This window comes from Clostridium sp. chh4-2, from assembly GCF_002899675.1.
In the GTDB taxonomy this organism is placed as follows: Bacteria; Bacillota; Clostridia; order Lachnospirales; family Lachnospiraceae; genus CHH4-2.
In genome coordinates this window covers 61,319-84,619 of the sequence record NZ_PKUU01000029.1, presented here as the reverse complement: position 1 = coordinate 84,619, position 23,301 = coordinate 61,319, and the positions used below count along the sequence as shown (strand labels likewise).

General features: G+C 46.5%; 17 protein-coding genes. 3 read left to right on the top strand and 14 right to left on the bottom strand.

Going from position 1 to position 23,301, the window contains the following annotated elements; genetic code table 11:
• Positions 1 to 352: 352 nt before the first annotated feature.
• From C0033_RS23670 to C0033_RS23650, 5 genes are all read right to left on the bottom strand, one after another.
• Positions 353 to 2,284, bottom strand: a complete 1,932-nt coding sequence (locus tag C0033_RS23670; protein ID WP_103230305.1) for a PrpR N-terminal domain-containing protein — start codon at positions 2,282 to 2,284, stop codon at positions 353 to 355.
• Positions 2,285 to 2,347: 63 nt separating this feature from the next.
• On the bottom strand, positions 2,348 to 3,970 hold the full coding sequence (locus tag C0033_RS23665) for an amidohydrolase (protein WP_103230304.1): 1,623 nt from the start codon (positions 3,968 to 3,970) through the stop codon (positions 2,348 to 2,350).
• 277 nt (positions 3,971 to 4,247) lie between these two features.
• Positions 4,248 to 5,759, bottom strand: a complete 1,512-nt coding sequence (locus tag C0033_RS23660) for a sugar ABC transporter substrate-binding protein (RefSeq protein WP_103230303.1) — start codon at positions 5,757 to 5,759, stop codon at positions 4,248 to 4,250.
• Between the two features lie 46 nt (positions 5,760 to 5,805).
• Complete coding sequence (locus C0033_RS23655) at positions 5,806 to 6,648, bottom strand: carbohydrate ABC transporter permease (RefSeq protein WP_103230302.1); 843 nt, start codon at positions 6,646 to 6,648, stop codon at positions 5,806 to 5,808.
• Positions 6,649 to 6,657: 9 nt separating this feature from the next.
• Positions 6,658 to 7,605: a sugar ABC transporter permease gene (locus C0033_RS23650; RefSeq protein ID WP_103230301.1), complete on the bottom strand. Its 948-nt coding sequence runs from the start codon at positions 7,603 to 7,605 to the stop codon at positions 6,658 to 6,660.
• Between the two features lie 251 nt (positions 7,606 to 7,856).
• On the opposite strand from C0033_RS23650, the gene C0033_RS23645 reads away from it, so the two are divergent.
• Genes C0033_RS23645 through C0033_RS27720 form a run of 3 tightly spaced genes read left to right on the top strand, consistent with a single transcriptional unit; the run spans position 7,857 to position 11,157 of the window.
• Positions 7,857 to 9,797: a DUF4838 domain-containing protein gene (locus C0033_RS23645; protein ID WP_242984584.1), complete on the top strand. Its 1,941-nt coding sequence runs from the start codon at positions 7,857 to 7,859 to the stop codon at positions 9,795 to 9,797.
• 17 nt (positions 9,798 to 9,814) lie between these two features.
• Positions 9,815 to 11,017 carry an ROK family transcriptional regulator gene (locus C0033_RS23640; RefSeq protein ID WP_103230300.1) on the top strand — a complete coding sequence of 401 codons (1,203 nt, stop codon included), beginning with the start codon at positions 9,815 to 9,817 and terminating at the stop codon, positions 11,015 to 11,017.
• 17 nt (positions 11,018 to 11,034) lie between these two features.
• Positions 11,035 to 11,157, top strand: coding sequence for a hypothetical protein (locus C0033_RS27720; RefSeq protein ID WP_278320778.1), 123 nt, complete (start codon positions 11,035 to 11,037; stop codon positions 11,155 to 11,157).
• 140 nt (positions 11,158 to 11,297) lie between these two features.
• Here the strand turns inward: C0033_RS27720 and C0033_RS27230 are convergent, their stop codons facing one another.
• The 9 genes from C0033_RS27230 to C0033_RS23590 form a co-directional block, all read right to left on the bottom strand.
• Complete coding sequence (locus C0033_RS27230; RefSeq protein WP_180994872.1) at positions 11,298 to 11,471, bottom strand: hypothetical protein; 174 nt, start codon at positions 11,469 to 11,471, stop codon at positions 11,298 to 11,300.
• A 494-nt stretch (positions 11,472 to 11,965) separates the two neighbouring features.
• The gene (locus C0033_RS23630) at positions 11,966 to 13,114 is read right to left on the bottom strand and encodes a glycoside hydrolase family 88 protein (protein WP_103230298.1); all 1,149 of its coding nucleotides are present in this window, start codon (positions 13,112 to 13,114) and stop codon (positions 11,966 to 11,968) included.
• Positions 13,115 to 13,118: 4 nt separating this feature from the next.
• Complete coding sequence (locus C0033_RS23625; RefSeq protein ID WP_347501213.1) at positions 13,119 to 14,735, bottom strand: glycoside hydrolase family 28 protein; 1,617 nt, start codon at positions 14,733 to 14,735, stop codon at positions 13,119 to 13,121.
• Positions 14,717 to 15,805, bottom strand: a complete 1,089-nt coding sequence (locus C0033_RS23620) for a glycoside hydrolase family 88 protein (protein ID WP_103230297.1) — start codon at positions 15,803 to 15,805, stop codon at positions 14,717 to 14,719. The genes C0033_RS23625 and C0033_RS23620 overlap by 19 nt, the downstream gene beginning before the upstream one ends.
• Positions 15,806 to 16,122: 317 nt before the next feature.
• Positions 16,123 to 17,553: a serine hydrolase gene (locus C0033_RS23615; RefSeq protein WP_103230296.1), complete on the bottom strand. Its 1,431-nt coding sequence runs from the start codon at positions 17,551 to 17,553 to the stop codon at positions 16,123 to 16,125.
• 37 nt (positions 17,554 to 17,590) lie between these two features.
• Entirely contained in the window at positions 17,591 to 18,115 is a 525-nt protein-coding gene (locus C0033_RS23610) for an adenine phosphoribosyltransferase (protein WP_103230295.1), read from the bottom strand.
• A gap of 34 nt (positions 18,116 to 18,149) precedes the next feature.
• Positions 18,150 to 20,066 (bottom strand): sigma 54-interacting transcriptional regulator, encoded by a 1,917-nt coding sequence (locus C0033_RS23605; protein WP_180994871.1) that lies wholly within the window; start codon positions 20,064 to 20,066, stop codon positions 18,150 to 18,152.
• 550 nt (positions 20,067 to 20,616) lie between these two features.
• Positions 20,617 to 21,729: a hypothetical protein gene (locus tag C0033_RS23595; RefSeq protein ID WP_103230292.1), complete on the bottom strand. Its 1,113-nt coding sequence runs from the start codon at positions 21,727 to 21,729 to the stop codon at positions 20,617 to 20,619.
• Positions 21,730 to 22,020: 291 nt separating this feature from the next.
• On the bottom strand, positions 22,021 to 23,301 hold the full coding sequence (locus C0033_RS23590) for an amidohydrolase (protein ID WP_103230291.1): 1,281 nt from the start codon (positions 23,299 to 23,301) through the stop codon (positions 22,021 to 22,023).

The following is a 23,301-nucleotide window of genomic DNA, read 5'->3' as shown; positions in this document are numbered from 1 at the left end:
GGTGAAGTTTTGCGTTGCACGTCCAAATAAAAACTCGCGATGAAGCCGCTCAAACAGATTTATTTGGACGTGCAACGCAAAACTTCACCGCCTTAGTGAAACTAAACTCCTGCAAATGCAATCTGCATCCTTCCCATTCCCGCCCGGCCCGTCTTACCCCGATCCCATCCCTTCCTGGCTGTGTACTGGCTGCAATTAGGTATAAAAGATTTTCTGCGGGATAGTTGAGGTAGAATAGAATGGTTGAGCTTTATGTGGGAAATGAGATTAATAAAAAATGAGGAGAAGAGGCAGCGCGTTTTGCTGTTTCTTCTCCCTATTTTTCGCTTATGGAATAGCTTTACTAATTACTTTAAACCTCTGTAATTTCAAATTTCTTCATCCATCTCCAAAGGGTTGTTTTACTGATTCCAAGTTCGGCTGCTGCTTTCAGGCGGTCTCCGCCGGCTTTTTTTAGGGCGTTTATGATCTTTTGGGCTTCTCTGGATTCGGAAATTGTGGTATAGTTCTGGGATTCTGACGGGAACTGTAGTTCTTCCCGGAACCTTTTTTCTGGTGGGGAGGAATCTTCCTGACAAAAGTCTTCGTGCTCGGGATAGAGTTCGCGCAGGAGCCTGTTGACGGCGATTTCGTCGATGGATCTTCTGGAAGAGGTGAGGATCAGGCGTTCGCAGAAGGATTCTATCTGGAGCAGATTGCCTTTCCATTCATAGTCCATCAAAATCTTCCATGCTCCGTTGGTGAGCACGTGATATCTGGAATACCGTTCACAGCCCTCTTTGATGCAGTCTGTGATCTTTTGTCTTAAATCTTCTTCTCTGCTGCGGATTGGGGGGACGGATACCACGAGACCATTCAGGAGGTAGTATAAATCTTTTCGGAATTCTCCGCGGCTCATCATGCATTCCAGGGAAGTTCCTGTGGATACCATCACACGCACGTCCGAGTGAACGGGTTGGGATGCATCTTTGCCACTTCTGCGCTTGTAGCGGATCAGCTGGTACAGGCGGTACTGGTTATCCATAGTCAGCTGATCCACATCTTCTATAAACAGGGAACCGCCTTTTACCTGAACGGCAGCTCCTTTATCCGCAAAAATTAATTCCATCTGGCTTTCAGCCGTCAGGCCGCAGCAGGAAATATCCATAAACGGCCCGTCATTTCTCAAGCTGGAATTGTGAATACTTTGAGCAATTAAGCGGGTCTCACTACCTGGTTCCCCGATAATCATCACCGGCTTTTCTGACAGGGAGTAGAGCTTAGCGGTGTGGACGCATTCCTGCATAGCCTTTGACTTCTGGAGGATATCCTGGAATTTTCCCAGCGCCACCAAACCTTTTGAGCGGCGCTTTTTCTGGGATTCCACTTCCACGGACTGACGCCGTTTCATCTTGTGGCAGGTGAGAATGGCTCCGTCCACCCGGTTTTCAATCAAAATAGGAGCCAATACGCCAAATAAGGAAGTCCGGTTGGCATCCATGAACGAGGAATACTCTTCTCCCTCGCTGAGGACCTGATAGACCGCATCCTCTCCTAAATCTCCGAAAACGTCCGTAATCCGTTTTCCGGTCAATTCCTCTTCCTTGCAGCCCAGAATGTCCTCCATCAAGGGGTTGACCGCTGTTATCAGTCCCTCCGCGTCCAGTTTTATCACTCCGCTGTAGGAGTAATCCAGCAGTGTTTCCATCTGGGCAGCGTTCTTTTTCTCCACACCCATGGCATAATTCATGCTTTCAGCCATGGCAAATGCCGTTTTTAAAGAATCCTCTGTGGTGGACAAAAACAGGGATGGAATGTGGGCTTCTGTAGCCACCTCCACAACCGTGTCCCCGCCGATTATCAGATCTGCCTTTTCCTCAACCGCCCTCAATGCCGCGTCCCGCAGGCCGGAGCTATTGGCCGAATAATAAGTTCTCAGCTCGATATCATATAGGGTATCAAAATAAGACATGTCGCAGAACATGTTCTTAAATCCGACGACCGCGATCACTGGCTTTGGTTTTTTCACGATCTGCTTAGCTTTTACCACCAGCAAAGCCATTTCCTGAGCCGTAAGGGCGATTTCAACTACAGGAATATCTGTATATTGTTTGATCAGCGATGCCTGAAGACCTCTGGCAATGATAATGGAAGCTCCATTGGCAATGGACTGTCTGGCCTCCACGATGGTGTCCCTGGTCTGGACAACCCGAATCTCGCTGATCTCATATTTTTTCTCCTGAAGGATATTATGCGCCTGGTACAGCATTTCTTCCCTGGAAACCATCAGGGCTATTTTTCCCATCTAAGCGTTCAGCTCCCATCCTTTTTATAATATCTTGATTATACGTTAGTCAAATGCCCATGGTCAAGCATTTCCGTCATGGCCGGACTCCGGGAATATCCGTTTTCCTTCCTTTATCACTTCCATAACGGCAATATCCTTAATCCGTTCCGGATCGGCCTTTTCCGGATTCTGGTCCAGCACCACAAAATCAGCATATTTGCCTGGGGTAATGCTCCCTTTTTTATCCTCTTCAAAGATTTGATAGGCAGCATGGATGGTCACAGCTTCCAGAGCTTCATGTACGCTGATCCTCTGATCTTCTCCCAAAACTCTTCCCTTATAAGTCTTCCTGTTCACCGCATTGTGGATAGAAAACAGGACGTTGGGCGGCACCACCGGCGAATCCTGATGAAGGGTAAAGGAGACGCCATAATTAAGCGCTTCTTTAAGCGGGCTGATGCGCCCGGCCCTCTCCGGCCCTAAAACCGATTCATAATGGTAATCTCCCCAATAGTAAACATGATCCAGAAAGAAACTGGCTATCATGCCGATCTTTTTCATCCGTTCCAGCTGGTCTTCCCTGACCGTCTGGCAATGGATGATTACCGGTCTTAGCTGCTCGCCGCTCTTTGTTTCCTCCAAAGTCTTCGTATAACAGCGGATCATCTGCTCAATCGCTTCATCCCCATTGGCGTGAACGTTGATCTGCCAATGGTTTTCCACCGCCTTTTTCATCATTTCCATCACATACTCTTCTGTCTGCACCGGAAATCCCCGGTAATACTGCCCCTCGCCTTCCGGAGCGATGTAATAAGGTTTTGACAGCCAAGCGGTCTTGCCCTGGGGAGAACCATCCAAAAACAGCTTCATACCGGCAAATCTCAGCCTGTTATGGTAACCGTTTTCTGCCGGATACTGATGAGGCAGAAGTTCCTCAGCCGCTTCCGGCGAAAAATAGATGACCACATCATTGCAGATCAATCCCTGTTCCCCGGCAGCCTTTAAAAGCTCGTACTCCGACATTCCGGCCTTTCCGTCATGCACCGTCGTGATGCCATAGGAAGCATAAAGCCGGGAAGCGTCTCTCACAGAGCGGATCACCTCTTCCGGGGACGGCCCCTTCATCTTGTCCAGCCCTAAAAATGCATGTTCCTTTAAAAGGCCGCTTTTCTCCACAACTCCGCCCTGAGGAACCACAAAATGATCCCCCACATATCCCATCAGCTCCATCCCCTTTGTATTCACCACGCAGAGATGGCCGGACACATGGGTGACCACAATGGGTATTTCCCGGCTGATCCGGTCAAGATCCTCTTTCGTAGGGTGCTTTCCTCCCGGGAATACGCTGTTGTCGTATCCCATCCCCATTAGCCACTGCCCCGGAGCCAGCTCCTTTGAGGCCAGAAATGCCTTCATTTTCTCAATCACATCTTCTACCGAACTGCAGTCTCCCGTAGGCGGAGGATTCAAATCCGCCATCAAAAGCTGATAGGCGACCGCAGAGATATGGGAATGCCCGTCAATAAATCCCGGCAGCACCGTCCGCCCCTCCATATCCTTTTGCTCCGCATCCGGCACCTGACTGCGCACCTCATCAAAACTTCCGACCGCCTTGATCCGTCCATCAGAAACCAGCACCGCCTCCACTTCCCCAATAGCAGCATCCATAGTCAAAAATGTCCCATTATATAATATCTGCGCCATATCGTTCCCTCCTCGTCCTCACTTCAACTGTCCTCATTTGTAACCTTCACAATTTTCTAATCTTACTATTTCCTGATCTCCCTATATTATGCCACGTTCAGACCGCAGGCACAAATAAAAAAGAAGTTTTGTAGAATTGTGATTTTCTGCATGCGCGAAAAAAAGAACGGGGCGGACAGCCGATTTTCATCCCACCGGATGTTCAGTTGTCCGTCCCGTTCCCATTCTTCTTGGCGTACCATTTCCCGCCAAATCATTTTCAATCCCGCTGCATTAATTATTTGGCCTCATATAAATCAGCCGTATAATTTACCATAGGGTCCCAATTCTTGAATTCAAAATCGTCTGCAGATACATCTGCCCCTTTTTCTTTTGCCGCATCAATGGCTCTCATCCACTCTTCCTGAGTTTTATCCGACAGATTTTGAAGTTCTGCTTTATAGTCAATATTCTGTGCCAGCACGCCCTGTGCAATTTCTCCCAGGCTTGGGGAGATTGCGGATACCTCTGCATAAACTTCCGCTGCTGCCGGGTTTCCTACGATAGGATCAGGAGCAAGAGCCGCTTCTTCGTTGTTTAAGTTATAATAATCAAGCATGGCTTCATCTGTCATGTGCGCTTTATTAACAGCATCGATAACCGATACAAATCCTCCGTCTTCCACTAATCCTGACTGATAATCTTCCGAATAGAGGCCCATCAGATATTTTGCAGCCACGTCAGGATGCTTGCTGTTTGCGGAGATTCCCATCCACGGCTGAGCGCCTGTATATGGAAGTTTTCCTTTCATCCCATCGTCCGGTACCGGCAAAGCCATAACGCCAAAGTCCAAATCAGGGTTATCTTTTCTCCAAGTGGAGATACACCAAGCTCCCTGAGGGATAAATGCCGCCTGATTCTGTGCAAATAACGCACGCGCTTCCGGCGCTTTAATGGACACGGAGTTCGGATGGAAACAGCCTTCCTTTACCAGGTTGTCATAAAATTCTAGGGCGTGCTGCATTGCCTCGGAATTCATGGTATTCTGTCCATCCACTAAGATCATCTGTGAAATGTCACTGCACTTTCCTCCGTCCAAACTGGCTAAAGAGCGGAGAACTAATTCCAGACGGTTCGCCTGAGCACCGCTGTCTATAATTCCATAGAATTTACCATTTCCCGCATCGGAAACCTGTTTGCAGACTTCCGTGAATTCAGACCATGTTTTAGGAAGATTGGCCTCATCGATTCCGGCTTCCTTTAATACAGTTTTATTGTAAAAGATCAATGTATTAATAATATTGGCAGCTTCAGGCAGAACATAGAGTTTTCCGTCCATATTCGTAATACCCTCGTTCAAAGCTCCGTCGGCAAATGAATTGATAAATTCATCTGTCAGATAATCGTTCATAGGAAGGAACCAGTTTTCCTTCAGAGCCGCGCTCAGTTTCATACCGGACGGAAGCGGGAAAAGATCCGGGGCATTGCCGGCCTTTATGGCTGAAATCACCGTTTCTTTAAACTGATCCGCAGTCAGAACCGTATATTCAATGGTCACATTGGGGTTCTCTTCCATGAATTTTTTATTGAAAACTTCACGTCTCTCTTTTGTACTGTCACTCCAGTCAATAATCTTCAGAGTCACCTTTTCATCGGTTGATGTGTTAACCGCTGCCGTTTCCGCTTGAGAAGCAGCGCTCGTCTGTGTATCCCCGCCTCCTTTTGTGCTCACCTTAACGCCGCAGGCAGACATAGAACCGGCCATTGTAAGCGCCAGCAGCGCTGCAGCCACTCTTTTCATTAATTTCATAATAAATCTCCTCTCTTAATTTATGATAATTTTCATTATTAAACGCTTAACTCTTAACCGCACCGGCAATTCCATCCACAAAATATTTCTGTAATGCAATAAAAATACAGATTACCGGAAGAATCGCAATGCTGGCTCCGGCCGCAATACCGGTCCAATCCACAACATTTTCACCTCTCAGAGCATAGAGCCCAACCGCCAAAGTTCTCAGAGACGGATTGTTGAGTGTAATGATTAACGGGAGCAGGAACGAGTTCCAGGTCCAGATAAACTGCATGATGACTACAGTAACCATAATGGGTTTTGCCAGCGGAAACATCACCTTTGCATAGGTCTGCACAAAACCGGCCCCATCAATGGTGGCCGCTTCTTCCATCTCATTGGGAATGGAAGAATAAAAGCTGGAAAACAGCATCAGGAAAATTACATGGCCTCCGCCTGATTCCGCCAGAATCAATCCCAACAGATTCTGGGACATACCGATATTTTTCAACAGTTCATAAATCGGAATTACCGTGAATACAAGAGGAATCGTTATACTTGCCATAAATATCTTCATAATCAGGCTTTTCCCGATAAACATATATCTTCCCAGCACATAACCTGCCAAAGAAGTGCTTAAAAGCACGATCACAACCACAGAAAATGTGACGATGATGGAATTCTTAAAATACACTCCGAAATTCGCATTATTCCATGCCCGGACAAAATTATCAAAGCTGAATGACTGAGGAATCAGATTCAAACCGCTGGCAAAGAACTCATTCTGGGTCTTAAAAGACGCGGACACCATCCATAAAAAAGGGTAAACCCATAAAAATGCAGCTACTGCCAAAAACGCGTATACAACAATTTTTCCGACCTTATTCAAAACATTTGATCTCTCCATGAGCCCCTCCTACACTGCATTTTTCTTCTGGAATGCGGTTTTAGCCGTATTTCCAATAACGCCGACTGCGATTACGATCAAACCGAACAACATAGCTGCCGCGCTCGCATACCCCAGTCTCGGCATTCCGGTTGAGCTGGCATAAGCGGTCCTGTATACAAAAGTCGCTGCCACATCCGTAGAATAGAACGGCCCGCCGTTGGTCATTGTCTGGATCAAATCGAACACTTTCAGGGAACTGATGATGCAGAGCACCGATATCACCCCGCCCATCGGAAGAATCAAAGGAAATACAACATGGCGGAAGGTCTGCCACTTGTTCGCCCCGTCGATGGTCGCCGCTTCATATACATCCTGGGACACGCTTTGGAGAGCTGCCAGCCAGTAAATCATGAAAGTTCCTGATTCCTTCCATACACCGATCAGCACCACCACAGGAAGAGCAGTCTTCGCATTGCCCAGCCAGTTGATCCCTCTCGTTCCGAACAGAGAAAGGAATTGATTGACTGATCCGGTTCCTCCAAATATAAACATCATAATAATACCCACGATAGAAGCAGTTGTAATAACCGGAAGGAAGAATACCGTTCTAAAAAAGGAAGCTCCCTTTTTAATGATGCTGTTAAATATGTACGCCAGAGCCAGGGAAATCGTCAGCTGAAGCGGCACTGCCATAATCATGTACTTAAAGCTGTTTATAACCGAGTTAAAAAAGTACTTATCCCTCAGCAGTTCTTTAAAATTGTCAAGGCCCACGAACAAAGCATCTGAAGTCATTCCCGACCAGTCCAATGTAGAATAGAAAATACTGGATAGGATCGGGTAGCCCTGAAACAAGATATACAGAACCATAGTCGGTATCATAAAGATCCAGCACCACATATTAATACGTCTTTTTTGTCTCCTCCTGCGGTCTGAGACAGGTGCCGGCAGCGTTTGGGATCTTTGCTTATTCATTTTTAAAGCCTTCCTTCCATTTGTTCTTAATTAATTATTTTTTATAATCAATATGTCATGTGGTTGTTGAATTTAATATAGCATACTTCCCTAACTTTCACAATAGATATTTGACAAATAATTGTATATTAGTTTATTTTAGATAGTTTTTTAATAATTTATTGGTTATATTGTACATATATTTTCTTATATCTTTTTTGCTATAATAATTACAAATTATAATTAATTAGCAAAGATATTAAGGAGGGTGTATGAAACTTCATATTCAATATAGAACAAGAAATAGTAAGATTCTTGAATATTCGTCCAGGGAACTGGCCAGCTATCTGAGCCGTATGATGCCCGAAGCTTTAATTACATTTAATAATGAATCCTATGAAGCTGATTTTACAATCTGTCTGGCAGTTTCCGATCTTCATCACCAATATCAGATGAAACCTCTGCCAGATCCATACCTGGATGACCAATATATCATTCAGACAGGCCCCGGCGGAGGCACAATTGCCGGAAGCAATGAAAGGAGCGTGCTCTTAGGCGTCTATCAATATCTTCATCTGCTGGGCTGCCGTTTCCTGGCTCCCGGACGCCAATATGAATCCGCCCCGCTTCTCACGAATATAGAAGATCTGTATCAGTCCTGCCAAAAGACAGCCTCCCTGCGTCACAGGGGTGTATGTATTGAAGGAGCCAATTCCCTTTCAAACATCATCGACTTTATAGACTGGCTTCCTAAACTGGGGTATAACGGGTTCTTTCTTCAATTTAAGCTTCCTTACACATTTATGGCCCGATGGTATCATCACGAACTGAATCCGCTGCTGAAGCCGGAAGATTTTCCTGTGGAAAAAGCGGAGGAATATACAAAAATCCTGCAGGAAGAAATCAAAAAAAGAGGTCTCCTTCTCCATCAGGCCGGCCATGGCTGGACAGGAGAAGCCCTGGGCTTTCCATCTTCTGACTGGAAATCGGTAAAAGCCACTCTTCCCGCAGAGAAGAAACAGATGGCTGCGCTTTTAAACGGCAAACGGGATTTCTTTCACGGCATCCCGATCAACACCAATCTCTGCTATTCCAATCCGGAAGTGATCCGGGCATTCACAGAGCAGGTGACCAATTATGTAAAAGAACGGCCGGACATCGATTATCTCCACGTCTGGCTTGCCGATGAGTACAACAATGTATGCGAATGTGATGCATGCCGAAAAACCACCCTTCCCGACCAGTATATCTGTCTTCTCAACCAAGTGGACAGACAGTTAAGCGATATGGGAATCGCCACAAAAATCGTATTCCTTTTGTATCAGGAACTTTTATGGCCGCCGAAACATGAATATTTTCACAATCCTGACCGGTTTGTGCTCATGTTCGCCCCCATAAGCCGGACTTTTGAATCCTCCTATCAGATCAAAGATTCCTACTCCGACATCCCGGAATACAAACGGAATCAGATCATCCTGCCCATAAACCTGGATGAAAATATGGCATATCTGAAAGCCTGGCAGAAGCAGTTTAAAGGCGACAGTTTTGTATATGACTATCCTCTGGGCCGGGCCCACTACGGTGACTTGGGATATCACCATATATCCCGCGTCATCAGTGAAGACATCAAGCAGATTGAAAAAATGGGGTTAAACGGCTACGTCAGCTGTCAGGAACTGCGCTCCTTTTTCCCAAATTCCCTGCCCAATTACGTAATGGGTTATACCCTGTTTGATACCTCCTGCCGTTTTGAGGACATCAGAGATGAATATTTTCAGGCCGCTTACGGTTCGGGATGGCAGTGCGCTCTGCAATATCTCTCCCTTCTGTCCGATTTATGCAGCTGTGATTATTTTAACGGAAAAGGCGAACGGAAAGACGAAAAAATAGCCGCCAACACAAAACAGCTTCTGGATGCCGTCGAACACTTTCTCCCGGAACGGCCCGCAGATATACCGGCACAATCTCCGGCCAATTTATTTTGGAAACAGCTTGACTATCACAAGGATTATAGCTTACGATTAGGAAAAGCCCTTCTTTTATTATCAGAAGGGCATACTGAGAAAGCTCAGCTTTGCTGGAACGAATTCCAGCAGCTGATCTGCGAAAAAGAAACAGAATTCCAATCATGCCTGGATGTTTACCGCATAACCGAGGTCTCATCCAAATACACCGGTTTTCATTTGGAAAGCCGTCTTGCTGCAACCCTGTAATTATTAGGAGAATAGAGATGTATAAAGGGAAGAAAAAGAAATTATCAAACAGAAGCCGGATTCTGGAATGCATATACAGAAATGCCCCCATCGCCAGAACTGACATTGCGGAAGAAACAGAGATCACTCCCGCTACCGTAACGGCCAACGTGACCGCTCTGCTGACAGAAGGGGTGGTGGAAGAGCTGGGCGAGATCTTTCCCGAAGAAAATTCGTCCGGAAGAAAGCGTGTTCTGATCGACATCATACCGTCCTGCGCCTACAGCATCGGCATTGAATTCACGCAAAAAGCTCTCGTAATCTGCATAACTGATTTAAAGGGAACCATTCTCTTCAAACAGATCAAGCCGTTCAGTGAAGATCTGGCCCTTAGAATCACGGATGAGATCATAGAAGGGACAAAAGCTCTGGTTTTGGAATCCGGGCTTGGCTGGAATCAGTTCATCGGCATCGGCATCGCCGTTCCCGGCCATATCAGCCAGGACCAGAACAGCCTGGTCACAAACCGTAAAACATGGGACGCCTTCAGCCCTTCAAAAATCAGGCAGGCATTTCCACTTCCGGTTGCCTGTGAAAATAACGCCCGCTGCATGGCGCTCGGGGAATATCTCTTCGATCCCGGCAACAGCCCGGACAGTTTCGCATTTTTCCATGTGGGCCTGGGCATGTTTTGCGCCAACATGGTGGAAGGCGATATGTTTCTCGGCAACAATTACGTAGCCGGTGAGATCGGCCACACCATCGTTAATGAAAGCGGCCGCCGCTGCGAATGCGGGAAATACGGCTGCCTTCAGACCTATTCCAGTGAAAACTGGCTTTTAAAAAATGCGCGCATGGCCTACCGCAACACACCTAACACAATCCTGCACAGCCTTGTCAAAAACGAAAGCCAGATCACGATCGGAACTATCACCAACGCCTATTCCATGGGAGATCCCGTAATCGGCATGTACATCACCGACGCATTAAAATATTTAGGAATCACCACATCCAACATTGCCATTATCATGAATCCCGGCAAGATCTTCCTGCACGGACAACTGTTTGACAATGAGGATATCCGCAAAGAGCTGATGGACTATATCGAACGGCAGCTTCTTTTCGTAGACAGCACCTATGCGGACAATATAGAAATCCTCCCCTATCACCTAACAGACGGCGCCGCCGGCGCCAGCGCCCTGGCCGTCAGCCGCTTCTTCATCAAGGGCGAGCAAGTATAAATTGTTATTTAACGGAGTTGGAGAAGGTACGCACGGAATCGGGAGGCGGAGCCGGAAGCCAACGGTCGGAAGGGCTGTCCGGGCCGGGGAAGGAAGATGCAGCCAAATGGGATTCGGGATTCGCCCCTAAGAGCTACTAAGGCCCGTAAGGACAGAACGAGGCAGGCCAGCGCCATTCGCAGTGAACTCTTGATGACTTCGCTGCTCAGCGGCGCTTTAGAAACTGATCTTGAATTCAGTTTCTACCTGCCTCGTTCTGCCCTTACGGGCCTAAGTAGCACTACAGGGGTTCCATACGATCCCATTTGGCTGCATCTTCCTTCCCCGGCCCGGACAGCCCTTCCGACCGCTGGCTTCCGGCTCCGCCTCCCGATTCCATGCTGGTTTTCGCTAGCCTGGTTAAAAACAATGTTATGCATTGGTATTTACGTAAAGCCAAATTTATATAGATCACGAAGGGATTTTCAGAAATGACTTCAGGTTTTACTTTAAACGTTAAGGCATTTCGCAAAATGACCTCACCCTTTACATTAAATCGTGAAGGCATTTTTGAAAAAGACTTAACGGTTGATGTAAAAACTTACTCACAACCCATCAAATCTTTTTTATCCTTAGCTAGCCAATCAGCAGCCGGAAAGAAGGGAGCACCCGGGCGGCCGGCAGAAATGAAAAGACATAGGGGATCGTGTGCAGCCCCTTAGTGATACTTGGTCGGCAAGAGTGGAAAAAGGCAGACAAATACTGAATTCCGAATCAGTATTTGAGGCGCCCTTGAGCGATGAAGTCATAAAGAGTTCATCGCGAATGGCGCCGCGCTGCCTTTTTCCGCTCTTGGCGGCCTAGTATCACTTAGGGGCGTAACCCGAATCCCCTATGTCTTTTCATTTCTGCCGGCCGCCCGGGTGCTCCCTTCTTTCCGGCGTTTCTTTCTAAACTAAATAAAGATTATCAATACCCGCTGTTATAGATTTCTACTTCGATGCCCGGGAGTACTTCAATTCCCTGTTTTCTTAGTTTCAGCCATTCGCTGTATGCCATCATTGCGGCTCCTGTGCCCTTCTGCTCATCGTGTACAACACCTTCGGCCAGATAATAAGCCACGGTTCCGTCTCTGCGCGGGTTGTCGGCAGGGCCTAAGCCGGCGCCTACGCACATGCCGCCCAGTTCCAGTTTGCCGTTTTTCATGGTGAACATTCTGGTTTCTAAGGCAATCAGAATTTCTTCCCCTTTTGCACGGTAAACCGCTTCAGGAAGAACGCCCAGCCTGCATCCTTTGAGGATGGAGTAGGCCACCATGGAAGAAGAAGAAGTCTCCAGATAATTGCCTTCCTGCTCAGGCAGGGCGGTCAGCTGATAGAACAATCCGCTTTCTTTGTCCTGGTATTCCAGCATTCCGTCGACGGCTTCTTTCCAAAGATCTGCTAAGACTTTTCTGTATTCTTCCTGTTCCTCCGGCATCAGCTCGTAGCAGTCGGCCAGAGCCATCAGATACCAGCCGGTAGCGCGGGACCAGAAGTTCGGGGAAAGACCGGTTTCTTTGTCGGCCCAGAACATCTCTTTTTTCTCATCGTAGGCATGATAATAGAGATGTTTTTCTTCGTCGTAAAGATATTTCCTGGCATTTAAGAACTGGTTGATGATGTCGCTGTAGTTCTTTCCGCCGTCGAAATCATTTTCATACATCATATAGAACGGCATTCCCATGTACAGGCCGTCCAGCCAGATCTGGTATGGATAGATCTTTTTGTGCCAGAAGCTGCCGCACTCGGTGCGCGGATGTTCACGCAGCTGGCCCATTAACAGTTCAATGGCTTTCCGGTACGTTTCATTGTGGGTCCGTTTGTAAAGGAGATAGAGCACGCGGCCAGACGGGATCTTGTCGATGTTATATTCCTTGGGATCGTAGTACATGATTCCATCATCTTTTACATAGCGGTCGATGAAATTCCGGATGCTGTCAAAATAATATTCATCGCCTGTGGCCTCGTACATGGCCTGGGCTCCGATGAGCACGCAGCCGTCCTCATAATTCCAGAAGCAGCGGTCAAGCTGGTCAAATTCATACATATAATTTTTAATATAGCGTTCGAATATCATACTCTCAGTCGTCCTTTCTCAATTCCTCTACATGATGCATTTCCACAGCCTCGCCTTCCTGGCCGCGTATCTTCACATCTTTTAACTCCAGTTTCTTAACATTGTTGATATAGATGCCCTTCCGGCAGCTGGGTTCCAAATCATCCATCATGGCCGCATAATCGGTTACCGGATCATCCGCAAAGCTGATGTCAATATGCTCAAACTTCAATTCCTCAATAGGGGCTTCCGGCAGTCCATAGATAAAGGAAGCAGCCACATGACAGTTTTTCGCCTCAATATTGGAAAATGTCATTCTTCCGTTTACTGGCGTCCGCTCATCCACCGGATATGGTTCCTTGCTCTGGGCATAATCCGAATGTCCGTCCGGATCACAGCGGTTATAAAATGAATTGATTACAAATGGCGTCAGCACTCCGTCCATTTTAATGTTGTCGAATGTGATATTGTCCAGCACAGCCTCTTTCCCGCGCCCGCGGCGTGTCTTAACCCGAAGCCCTCTGTCCGTGTCCTCAAACAGGCAGTCCCGGCACACCAGATTCCGCACTCCTGCCGCGATCTCGCTTCCCAGTGTGAGCGCGCCGTGTCCGTGGCGCATATAGCACTGCCTGATCTCCAGGTTCTGAGATGTCTTTTTATATTTGTGCCCCATATAATACTTTCCTGATTTCACGGCAATACAGTCGTCGCCCAGGGAGAAATAAACGCCTACGGCTTCCAGCCCGTCCACCGATTCCGGGTCCATGCCGTCAGTATTCGGAGACACCTTGGGATTAATAATCTTTAAATCAATCCATCTCGTATCATCGGAAAAATAGGGATGCAGGTTCCAGGCAGGACTGTTCTGTACAGTAAGTCCCTGCACCGTTATATGGCTGCAGTGATTTAAAAAGATCATCCGCGGGCGGAATGCTCCGCCTGTCTTTTCCCTCCCGGTACCTGACCACCAGTTATCATAACTGCCGTTTCCGTCCAGAATACCACCGCCTGTAATCACCACATTGGAAACATGAATTCCGGTTATAATGGACACAAACATATCCAACGGATTGCCTTCCCACGTTCCCAGGTTGTATTCGTCCTTTTCGTCATAGCTTTCAATCATTCCCGGCAATATTGGAAAACGGGACCGGTCCGTAAATGCGGACAGCACCGCTTTATCATCTAAATCAATAGTGATATCGCTCTTTAAAAACAGGCATGTCACCTTATAAACGCCTTCCGGAATAAATACCCTTCCTTCAGGCGGACAAGCCTGAATCGCGGCCTGTATAAACAGAGTATCGTCCGACACTCCGTCCCCCTTTGCTCCAAAACGTTTCACATCCAGGGTCACAAATTCATAATTGGTTCTAAATGTTTTCGTCTCTGATCTCTGATCTTTACTTTCAATCCATATGGTATACTCCGTATCCGGTTTCAGTCCTCCAATTGTCTGAACCACCCGTTCCGAAGTCATAACCGGTTCTCCGTTCAGATAGATACGGTAAGTCTCCTCTGTAAACCAGATACCATAATCCTTCACTTCGATCGTAATCTTTCTGGACGTTTGAAAAATGATATTGAATTCCATATTTCCCTCACTTTTGCCGCCCAGGCGGCCTATATTTGTCGTTTCCATTCTCCGTAAGCCATCATGCAGGCTGCCGCCCCATGTTTATTATCCTGCTTCTGCGGTTCATTGAGATAGTATTCCGGGCTTCCGTCCCTCTCGTCCTTAGGCCCAAGTCCTGCGCTGGCACAGATGCCGTTCAGATGGAATTTCTTATTTTCCACAGAAAACATCTTGGTTTCCAAAGCCGTCAGAATCTGCTCACCCACCTCAAAATATTTCTCTCTCTGCAAAAGTCCCAGACGGCAGGCCTTTAATATGGAATAGGCAACCATGGCCGATCCCGAAGTTTCCAGATAATTGCCCGGCAGGTCCGCCCGGTCAATCAGCTGATAGAACAATCCGCTCTCCTGATCCTGATATTTTAAGATTCCGCTGAGCGCCTCTTTATACAAAGCTCCCAGGTACCGGAACTGGTCATAAGATTCTTCCGGTATGATCTCATAGCAGTCCACCAAAGCCATCAAAAACCAGCCCTCTGCCCTGAGCCAGAAACAGGGGGATAATCCAGTCTCTTTGTCAGCCCAGATCATCTTACGCTTTTCGTCATAGGCATGATAATACAGCTGTTTTTCTTCATCATACTGATAACGTCTCACCCGTTTAAATTGGTCGATGATGTCATTGTAATGTTTCTTTCCGCCGTACAGGGTGTCGTATTTCAGATAAAACGGCATAGCCATATAAAGTCCGTCCAGCCATACCTGATAAGGATAGATCTCTTTGTGCCAGAAACTCCCTTCTTCTGTTCTCGGAAAAGTTTTTAAGTTGTCCATGAACAGCTCCATCGCCTTTTTGTATTTTTCATTTCCGGTCTGTTCATAAAGGAAAAAGAAAGTAGTTCCACACCTGAGCTGGTCCACATTATGTTCGGACGGGCGGAATCCGGTGACGGAACCATCTTCCCGCACATATTTATCGCCAAAGCGCAGAAGGCTTTGCAGATATCTGTCATCATTTTCAGCCTCATACAGAATCTGGGCTCCGGTCATGACGCATCCGTCTTTATATGCCCATATTTCTGGGCATAACTGGTCAAATTCTTTGAGATAATCTTTAAAATATCGGTCAAATACCATAATGCCTGATATACAGGGTATTCTCCTTCCGGCAGCATAAAACACGGCTGATCGGTTGTGATCATGTATTTATTCATTGGGGAAATTATAAAGACACGGCACATTTTCCAGCAAGGACGGCTGCCTGAAATACCCCCCTCCTCTCTTTCCTATTCTTCTCTATGATAGATAATAAACGATAGAAAAAGAGGAAACTATAGGCATATTGACCTATAAACGGGGTGTATTTTTTGCACTTCCTACATTGCTTTCAAAATGCACCGTATATTTTGCATTTTTGTTGCATTATTTTCAGATATGTAATATTTTGAAATAAATTAAGATGTGGCTTTTCCTTCAAAAAACCCGGAAAATTCCAGAAACGCGTTCTCTCCGGTACTCTTCATAAGTGCTGTCAGACAGCCGTCGGAAACAGTCATCTGAATACAGACTGAGCTGGAATCTTCCCCGGTAATCTGGACTTTTATCATGAGATTTTTTTCATCCGTCCATCCGGCGCAGGCCGCACAGGGCTGACCGTAAAACGGGAATTCCGACAGCACCCAAAATCCCATTCCAAATTCCAGCCGTCCCTGTCCCTGGCAGCAGTGATACCGCAGCTCTCCCCGGCTTTTATCCCCGGAAAACGAAAGACTCATCTCCGAAAAAAAGCTGCCCGGTTTTACGGATTCAAAAACTCCTTCAAAGGCTTTTTCCACAGAAGCCGGAACCAATTCATTCCGAACCGGCAATATGGAAGCACCTTTTAAATAGCTTTGCAGCGCTTTCTCATCCCCCTCATCCTTCTGATCCAGATAAGGAAAGATACAGTCATAGACCGCGTCCAATATCTGCTGATGGCCTCCCGTTATGCCAAGAGTATCCGCCGTCGTCACGCATACCAAATCCTCCTTGGGACAGCAGAGGATAAACTGTCCGCCCATGCCGTAACATCCAAAGCAGCCGTGGCGGAACTGCCAAAACTGGTACCCGTATCCCTGGCGCTCATCCTCACATTCTCTGGAACCGGCCGTTTCAGCCTGACAGCTGAGCGCCTCGTCCAGATACCATTCCGGATAGAGCCGGACACCCTGATATACGCCCCGGTGAAGCAGCAGCACCCCTACTTTCAGAAGATCCATCGGCTCAGCCATCAGGCCGCTTCCTCCCATGGAAACCCCGAACGGGTCTTTTCTGATATAGGATTGTGCGCTGAATCCCATCTCATCCAGCAATTCCTTTTTTAAAAACTCCAAGAGCTCCATCCCTGTCAGCTTTTCTACCAAAGCGCCCAGCGTATGAGCGGAAGATGTGTCATAAGTAAATATCGTTCCCGGCCTGTGATCCGGCTCAGTTATAAAGAAACTCTCCACCCAGTTTTTTGTCAGATCCTTTTTATAGGTGGTTCCGGCATAGCAGGTTTCCATCTTCAGCATATCCCGGATTGTCATGGAAGCCAGCCAGGGATGAACCTGGCCGGGAAGGTATTCTTCAAAGTACCGGATAACCGGATCATCCAAACTGATTACGCCGCGGTCCGCCAAAATCCCCACTGCCAGGGATACAAAGCTTTTGGTTACAGAATACATCCGGTGAAGCGTATGTTCCTCATAAGGATAATAACAGGCATTTACGATCACCTTTCCCTTTCTGTACATCAAAAAACTGTGCAGCGGAATATTTTGCGTTTCCAGGCGTTTCAAGCATGATAAAATTGCTCCGGAAGGTACCCCCGCCTCGTTAGGACTGCCAAAGGCCAATTCCTCCATAAACTCCTCCACTTCTGCCGCACTGCGGCAAAAACTTTTATTTTCCTTCGTAAGTGATAACCGATTCCACCGGATAACCCGACAGTTTATTTCTTCCGTTTAAACCTGCCAGCTCCATCACGAAACAGATTTTAACCACAATTCCGCCAAGCTGTTCAATCAGCTTGATGATGGCCTCGATCGTTCCCCCTGTGGCGATCAAATCGTCCACAATCACCACTTTCTGTCCTTTTTTAATGGCGTCCTTATGCATCTCGATCTCAGCCGTGCCGTATTCCAATTCATATTCCATGGAAATGGTTTCGCAGGGAAGTTTGCCCTTTTTACGTACAGGCACAAATGCTTTGTGAGCCGCATAAGCCACCGGCACTCCAAAGATAAATCCACGGGATTCCGGCCCCACCACCACGTCATATTCCGTATCTCTCAGTTTATCCAGAATGCCGTCAATGGCCAGATGAAGTCCGTCTGCATCCTGCAGTATGGTGGTAACATCCCGGAAAATGATTCCCGGTTCCGGAAAATCCGGTATACTTCTCACATAATCTTCTACTTTTTTCATACGTTTCCTCTCATTCCGCCGTGAAAACGGCATTTTAATCAATATTATATTTTTTCATTTTTCTCCACAAAGTCGTGGTGCTTATATGAAGGGCCTTTGCGGTCAGCCCTTTATTGCCGTTATATTTTCTTAACGTATTTCTGATCAGTTTCTCATAGGAATCTTCATACGTCGGATCTTCCTGCTTTGTCTCATCCTTGTCCTTACTCTCATTATGCCCATATAACTGCTCCAAAAGCAGGGTCACATAATTATCCGTGATAGTCCGTTTTCCGGCTGTCAGAATCAGCCGCTCGCAAAACCGCTCCAGCTGCACCCGGTTGCCAGCCCAGCTGTACTGAAGCATAACCCTTTTCGCTCCCGCAGTGAATACATGGAATTTGGAGTATTTTTCAATATATTTAGGGATATAGATATCGATCAGCCGTTCCATATCCGCTTTTCTGTCTCTCAAAGGAGGGATCACAAGGGTCAGGGAATGGAAAATGTAATAGAGGTCATCCCGGAACAAAGTTTTTTCCACCAATGGATAAAGATTCTTCGTGCACGCACCGATAATTCTCGTATTGGCGTCCTGAATCCGCTCCAAATCATTATAAATGAGCGTGTTGTTCTGAATGATGTTATTCAGGAAAAACTGGGTTCTCACCCCCATCTTATCCAGCGCATGAATGACCAGGGTTCCATTGGTAGCGGCCATCAGCGCGCCTTGGGTGCGGTCCTTGGAGTCAGGGTTTAAGAAACGCTTTCCGAATAAGAGATCGATCTGGGCTTCATCCGAAAGTCCGGCAATGTTGACCGAGATATAAGGGCCCGACTTCCTCATGCTGTGATTATGTATGGCCTGGGCCAGTTCTTCTCTTTCATCCCCGGATTCTCCCTTTAAAAGGATCGGACTGGTGGACAGAGCATAACATTTGGCCATCTCTATGGTTTCCGGCATTCCCTTAGTCAGCGCTTCGATATCTTCAAAGGTTGTCCGGGCCACATAGCCGCGCAGATACTGGTCCTGCATCTGCTTTGTTTCATTATATCCGGAAGAACGGTTAACCTTATTGCAGGAAATGATGGCGCCATCCACCTCTTCCGCGATCACCACAGGAATCATGAGCACAACCATATTCTCATTTCCGATTTTAACAAACGTGGCATAGCTTTCCTTAGGGCTGTTCAGCACCCTTTTCACCGCATTATTATCCAGCCCTTCCAAGATGGAAGTGACCTTTTTGCCCATCACATCCGTCACCGATTTCCTGAGCATCAATTCCATCGCGTGATTGATTACAGTGATTTCCCCTTTTTTATTGACCTGTATCAGCCCATTGATCGCGCTTTCCAAAATGGACGTGAAATGGACATAGTTATTCCTCTCCACCTCGCTGACACGGTACAGCGCTTCCGCCTGATTGATGGAGTTGCGGACGGATTCCCCGGTGGAATTAAAATATCCGGTGACAATGCCCCGGTCCTTCACATAGTCCAGAACATTGGCTCCGCTGATAATCCCATCCACCTGCTCCTCAATCGCAAACTCCACCATCTGCTGAAAGTTAAACCCTTCATCCAGAGGATATTTTCTCACATCCGCGTCGAATAACTGGCCTAAATGGGTGGTATCGCAGAACATCTGCGAGTTACCCACCAAACCGATTCTGGGATAGGCTTTGCCGATCTTTTCCTTCATTTCCAGGATCAAAAGCCCGATCTCCTGAGCCGTCAGGGTGATATCCACAACCGAGATATTGGTATACTGGCGGATCAGGCTGGCCTGACGTCCTCTTGCTATTATAATATTAATTCCATCCGATACCGCTTTTCTGGCTTCTATGACAGCATCCTCACCGCCTTCGGTCATCTTCAATACGGTAATATGCCCTGGGTTCTCAGCCAGTATCTCCTTGGCCCTGTCATAGACCTGCTGATCCGGTGCAAAAAATGCAATTCCTGCCACTTCTCTTATGTTCCTTTCTAAAAGAAAATGTAATTGTTCAATCCTCTCACAGTTCATTACATCGTTTAATTCTTTTAAACATGAAAACTGCCCTTGCCGTATCGCACAGCAAAGACAGTTTTAGTATACCTTATCTCGGGCGGTCCTTCAAGGTTTTGAAGGAGGGTTTTTCCAGTAAAATTTTCTTTCAAAGCACTGATTTCAAGTATTATCAACAATTATTATTCATCACTTTGATCGTACATATTTTCTAATGTATGAAAGGTCTTAACATAATAATCAGGAGAACGTTTATAAGACCAGCTGCATATTTCAACAATTTTCATAAGTAAAAACAGGCGTATTGTCCTTATGTCCTTTTTTATATGACAACTTTTGCTGTAATATCCATCTAAAAAAGAGTCCGATAACTTTTCGGGAATCAAATCAAGCAGCACTCGGGCGAAATCGGATTCCGGGAGGCCGTACATTCCCATCTCGAAGTCAATCAGGGAATAGCAGTTCTGTTCTTTATCATAGTTTTCTGTTCTAAATGCCAGAATACGATCGCTTATGTCTGCTGATGTAATATCACAATTATTTTGCAGTCCCTGCAAATTTCTATGTAAGCATTTCCCTCCACGCCGTCTAATACGGTATCCCATTGTATCTGTGCAAGATATTTCATTGGCTTTCCACAATCGGGACAACGTTTAATTTCGCAATCCTGAATCCAAAATGCAAATCCGCCAATAGAAGAACCGCCCTCCCAGTCAGCGGCATACCGCTGCGGAACAGGGCTGTCCCCTAAAATGTAAGTGTTAGACGCCAGTTCCTCAATTCCTTCATCTTTTAAGTAATCTTCTGTAATGGAACAATCTTCTCCATAGAGGACTTCACTCTCTCCATTGACAGTATATCTGCAAAAGTCACCGTATGAATATTCAAAACAATTTGGACAACATTTTGCTTTGATGACACCGTTAATTTCAAGAAAGTCCAATCGAGGATCTCTGCCGTCAATCTCCATGAGATTGACGATTCTGCAACCACATTTGGGACATTTTTCTTCTGTTTTAACGCCAATTTTTACAGGGCTGTGCTTTTTCTCTTCCAAAGTTCCCTTCACCATGGGATAACACTTATCGAAATTTGTTTTAAGAAATTTGCCGTTTTTATCATAAGTCCACCCTCCGTATGTTGCATAAAAAGAAGGGTTCACATATAAGTTTTTTCTCCACTTCCGCGGCCGCTTTTCCAGTTCTAAAAAAGCCTGAAACACTTCGTCGCCGCCATGAACAGCAAGGCATAGCAGCAGATTGCCTGCAATATTGGGCTCGATGCTGTCCTGCATTACCATTTCTATCATTACTTTTATCAGATCATCAGGAGCATCCTTATACAATTCACAGGGTGAAAAAACCTTTTGCCTGAATGCAGTTTCAGCTATTTTTGATGTATCAATATCTCTATAATTTAACAGCTTTTTAAATAAATCATATTCTTTATCCAGCTTACCCTTCTTTTCTATCTCATCGCATATTTCCCGGGCTTTGCCGTCGATTTCTTCGTTCGTCAGCGATAATATTCTGTTTCGTTCATTTTCAGCCTGACAGGGAATGCAAATCCCGTCAAAATAGATTTTCCGGCCACATTGTCTACATTTTTGCGGTTTTCTCTCCATGTCGCAATTCCTCTTATACTTCCTCCTATTTTTTAAAACGGATCTGCCTGCATTTTTTCCGTATCAGAATGATATTTCAAACCTTACCGTCCGTTCCAATTCATATAGTGATTATATACAGAAGTATGAATAATAACAAGAGACAGATCAAACCGAAAAGTTAGGAATAGTATCACGTACATTACTTTTACCATATCCCCGCCCTCCTCGCATGAAAAAAGCTCTAAGTTCTTCACTAATCATGAGAAAAAACATGATTAAGAAGTCACTTAGAGCATATTTCACGTTAGATTACTTCATTAATTTTTCCACTATTTTATTCGCCTGTGCATAGATGGTTTCCGGATCTTCTCCCACAAAGAATTTTCCATCTTCATAGAGAATTTCTCCATTTATCATAGTGAGCTTAACATTGGACTTGCTGCCGCTGTACACCAAGTTCTTGGCAATATTGTTAAGCGGCTGCATATTCGGCTGATGAAGATCGACCATGATCAGATCCGCCAGTTTTCCGGGCGCCAGCACATCGCAGTCATCCAGCCCCATCGCTTTGGCGCCGTTGACCGTTGCCATGGTGAGCACGGAACCGGCTTCCACTGCGGAAGCGTCATTTTCACGGATCTTGGCAAGACCGGTGACTAAGAACATCTCCCGGAACATATCCAGGCAGTTGTTGCTGGCCGGGCCGTCGGTTCCTATAGCTACCGGAATATTAAGTTCCTGCATCCGTTTGATTGGAGCGATACCGCTGGCCAGTTTTACATTGGAACCTGGGTTTGTTACTGCAGTCAGCCCTTTTTGGGCGAAGACCGCCAAGTCTTCTTCTGTCATATGAACGCAGTGGTATCCGCCGCCGCCATACTCAAACATGCCGAGGCTGTTTAAAAAGACGGTAGGCGTCATGCCGCTTCTCTTTATACACTGTTCCACCGAGTCCACAGTCTCCGAATTATGGTTAAATACAGGAGCTCGGTACTTCTGTGAAAGCTTTGCAATTTCTTCCAAAAGCGGAGTTTCCACCGTATATTCCGCATGAAATCCCAGCGTATAGCTGATCAGTTCATGGTAACCGTTGTATTTCAGATAATTCTCTTCCACCGTCTTGGCGGTTTCTCCTGAAAATGAGGTGATCGGACAGCAGAGCACGGTGCGGAAGCCCGTTTCAATGGAAGCGCGGGCGATCTGGTCAGGGAAGAAATACATATCGTAGTTGGAGGTAATTCCGCTGGTCAGGTATTCTAAGACAGCCAGTTTGGACAGATGGTACACGTCCTCCCCGCAAAGCTTTGCCTCCAGCGGAAACACCTGCTTATTAAGCCACTCCTCCAGCGGCAGATCATCCGCGCTGGAGCGCAGGAATGTCATGCCGGAATGGGTGTGTGCGTCTTTAAATCCCGGCATAATCAGATTCCCGGCCGCATCGATCTGACGGTCCCAGGACTGCTCTGACGGACTTTCTTTCGCCGGCCCCACATAGCTGATCCGTTCCCCATCGGTCCAGACTTCTCCCTCTTTCACGTCACAGCCGCCATCCATAGTCATAATTCTGGCATTATAAAATCTTATCTTCAT

Excerpts from the sequence above, each read along its gene's own strand:
- C0033_RS23670 (WP_103230305.1), bottom strand. The coding sequence starts at position 2,284 with ATGGGAAAAATAGCCCTGATGGTTTCCAGGGAAGAAATGCTGTACCAG.
- C0033_RS23665 (WP_103230304.1), bottom strand. The coding sequence starts at position 3,970 with ATGGCGCAGATATTATATAATGGGACATTTTTGACTATGGATGCTGCT.
- C0033_RS23660 (WP_103230303.1), bottom strand. The coding sequence starts at position 5,759 with ATGAAATTAATGAAAAGAGTGGCTGCAGCGCTGCTGGCGCTTACAATG.
- C0033_RS23655 (WP_103230302.1), bottom strand. The coding sequence starts at position 6,648 with ATGGAGAGATCAAATGTTTTGAATAAGGTCGGAAAAATTGTTGTATAC.
- C0033_RS23650 (WP_103230301.1), bottom strand. The coding sequence starts at position 7,605 with ATGAATAAGCAAAGATCCCAAACGCTGCCGGCACCTGTCTCAGACCGC.
- C0033_RS23645 (WP_242984584.1), top strand. The coding sequence starts at position 7,857 with ATGAAACTTCATATTCAATATAGAACAAGAAATAGTAAGATTCTTGAA.
- C0033_RS23640 (WP_103230300.1), top strand. The coding sequence starts at position 9,815 with ATGTATAAAGGGAAGAAAAAGAAATTATCAAACAGAAGCCGGATTCTG.
- C0033_RS23630 (WP_103230298.1), bottom strand. The coding sequence starts at position 13,114 with ATGATATTCGAACGCTATATTAAAAATTATATGTATGAATTTGACCAG.
- C0033_RS23625 (WP_347501213.1), bottom strand. The coding sequence starts at position 14,735 with ATGGAAACGACAAATATAGGCCGCCTGGGCGGCAAAAGTGAGGGAAAT.
- C0033_RS23620 (WP_103230297.1), bottom strand. The coding sequence starts at position 15,805 with ATGGTATTTGACCGATATTTTAAAGATTATCTCAAAGAATTTGACCAG.
- C0033_RS23615 (WP_103230296.1), bottom strand. The coding sequence starts at position 17,553 with ATGGAGGAATTGGCCTTTGGCAGTCCTAACGAGGCGGGGGTACCTTCC.
- C0033_RS23610 (WP_103230295.1), bottom strand. The coding sequence starts at position 18,115 with ATGAAAAAAGTAGAAGATTATGTGAGAAGTATACCGGATTTTCCGGAA.
- C0033_RS23595 (WP_103230292.1), bottom strand. The coding sequence starts at position 21,729 with ATGGAGAGAAAACCGCAAAAATGTAGACAATGTGGCCGGAAAATCTAT.
- C0033_RS23590 (WP_103230291.1), bottom strand. The coding sequence starts at position 23,301 with ATGAAGATAAGATTTTATAATGCCAGAATTATGACTATGGATGGCGGC.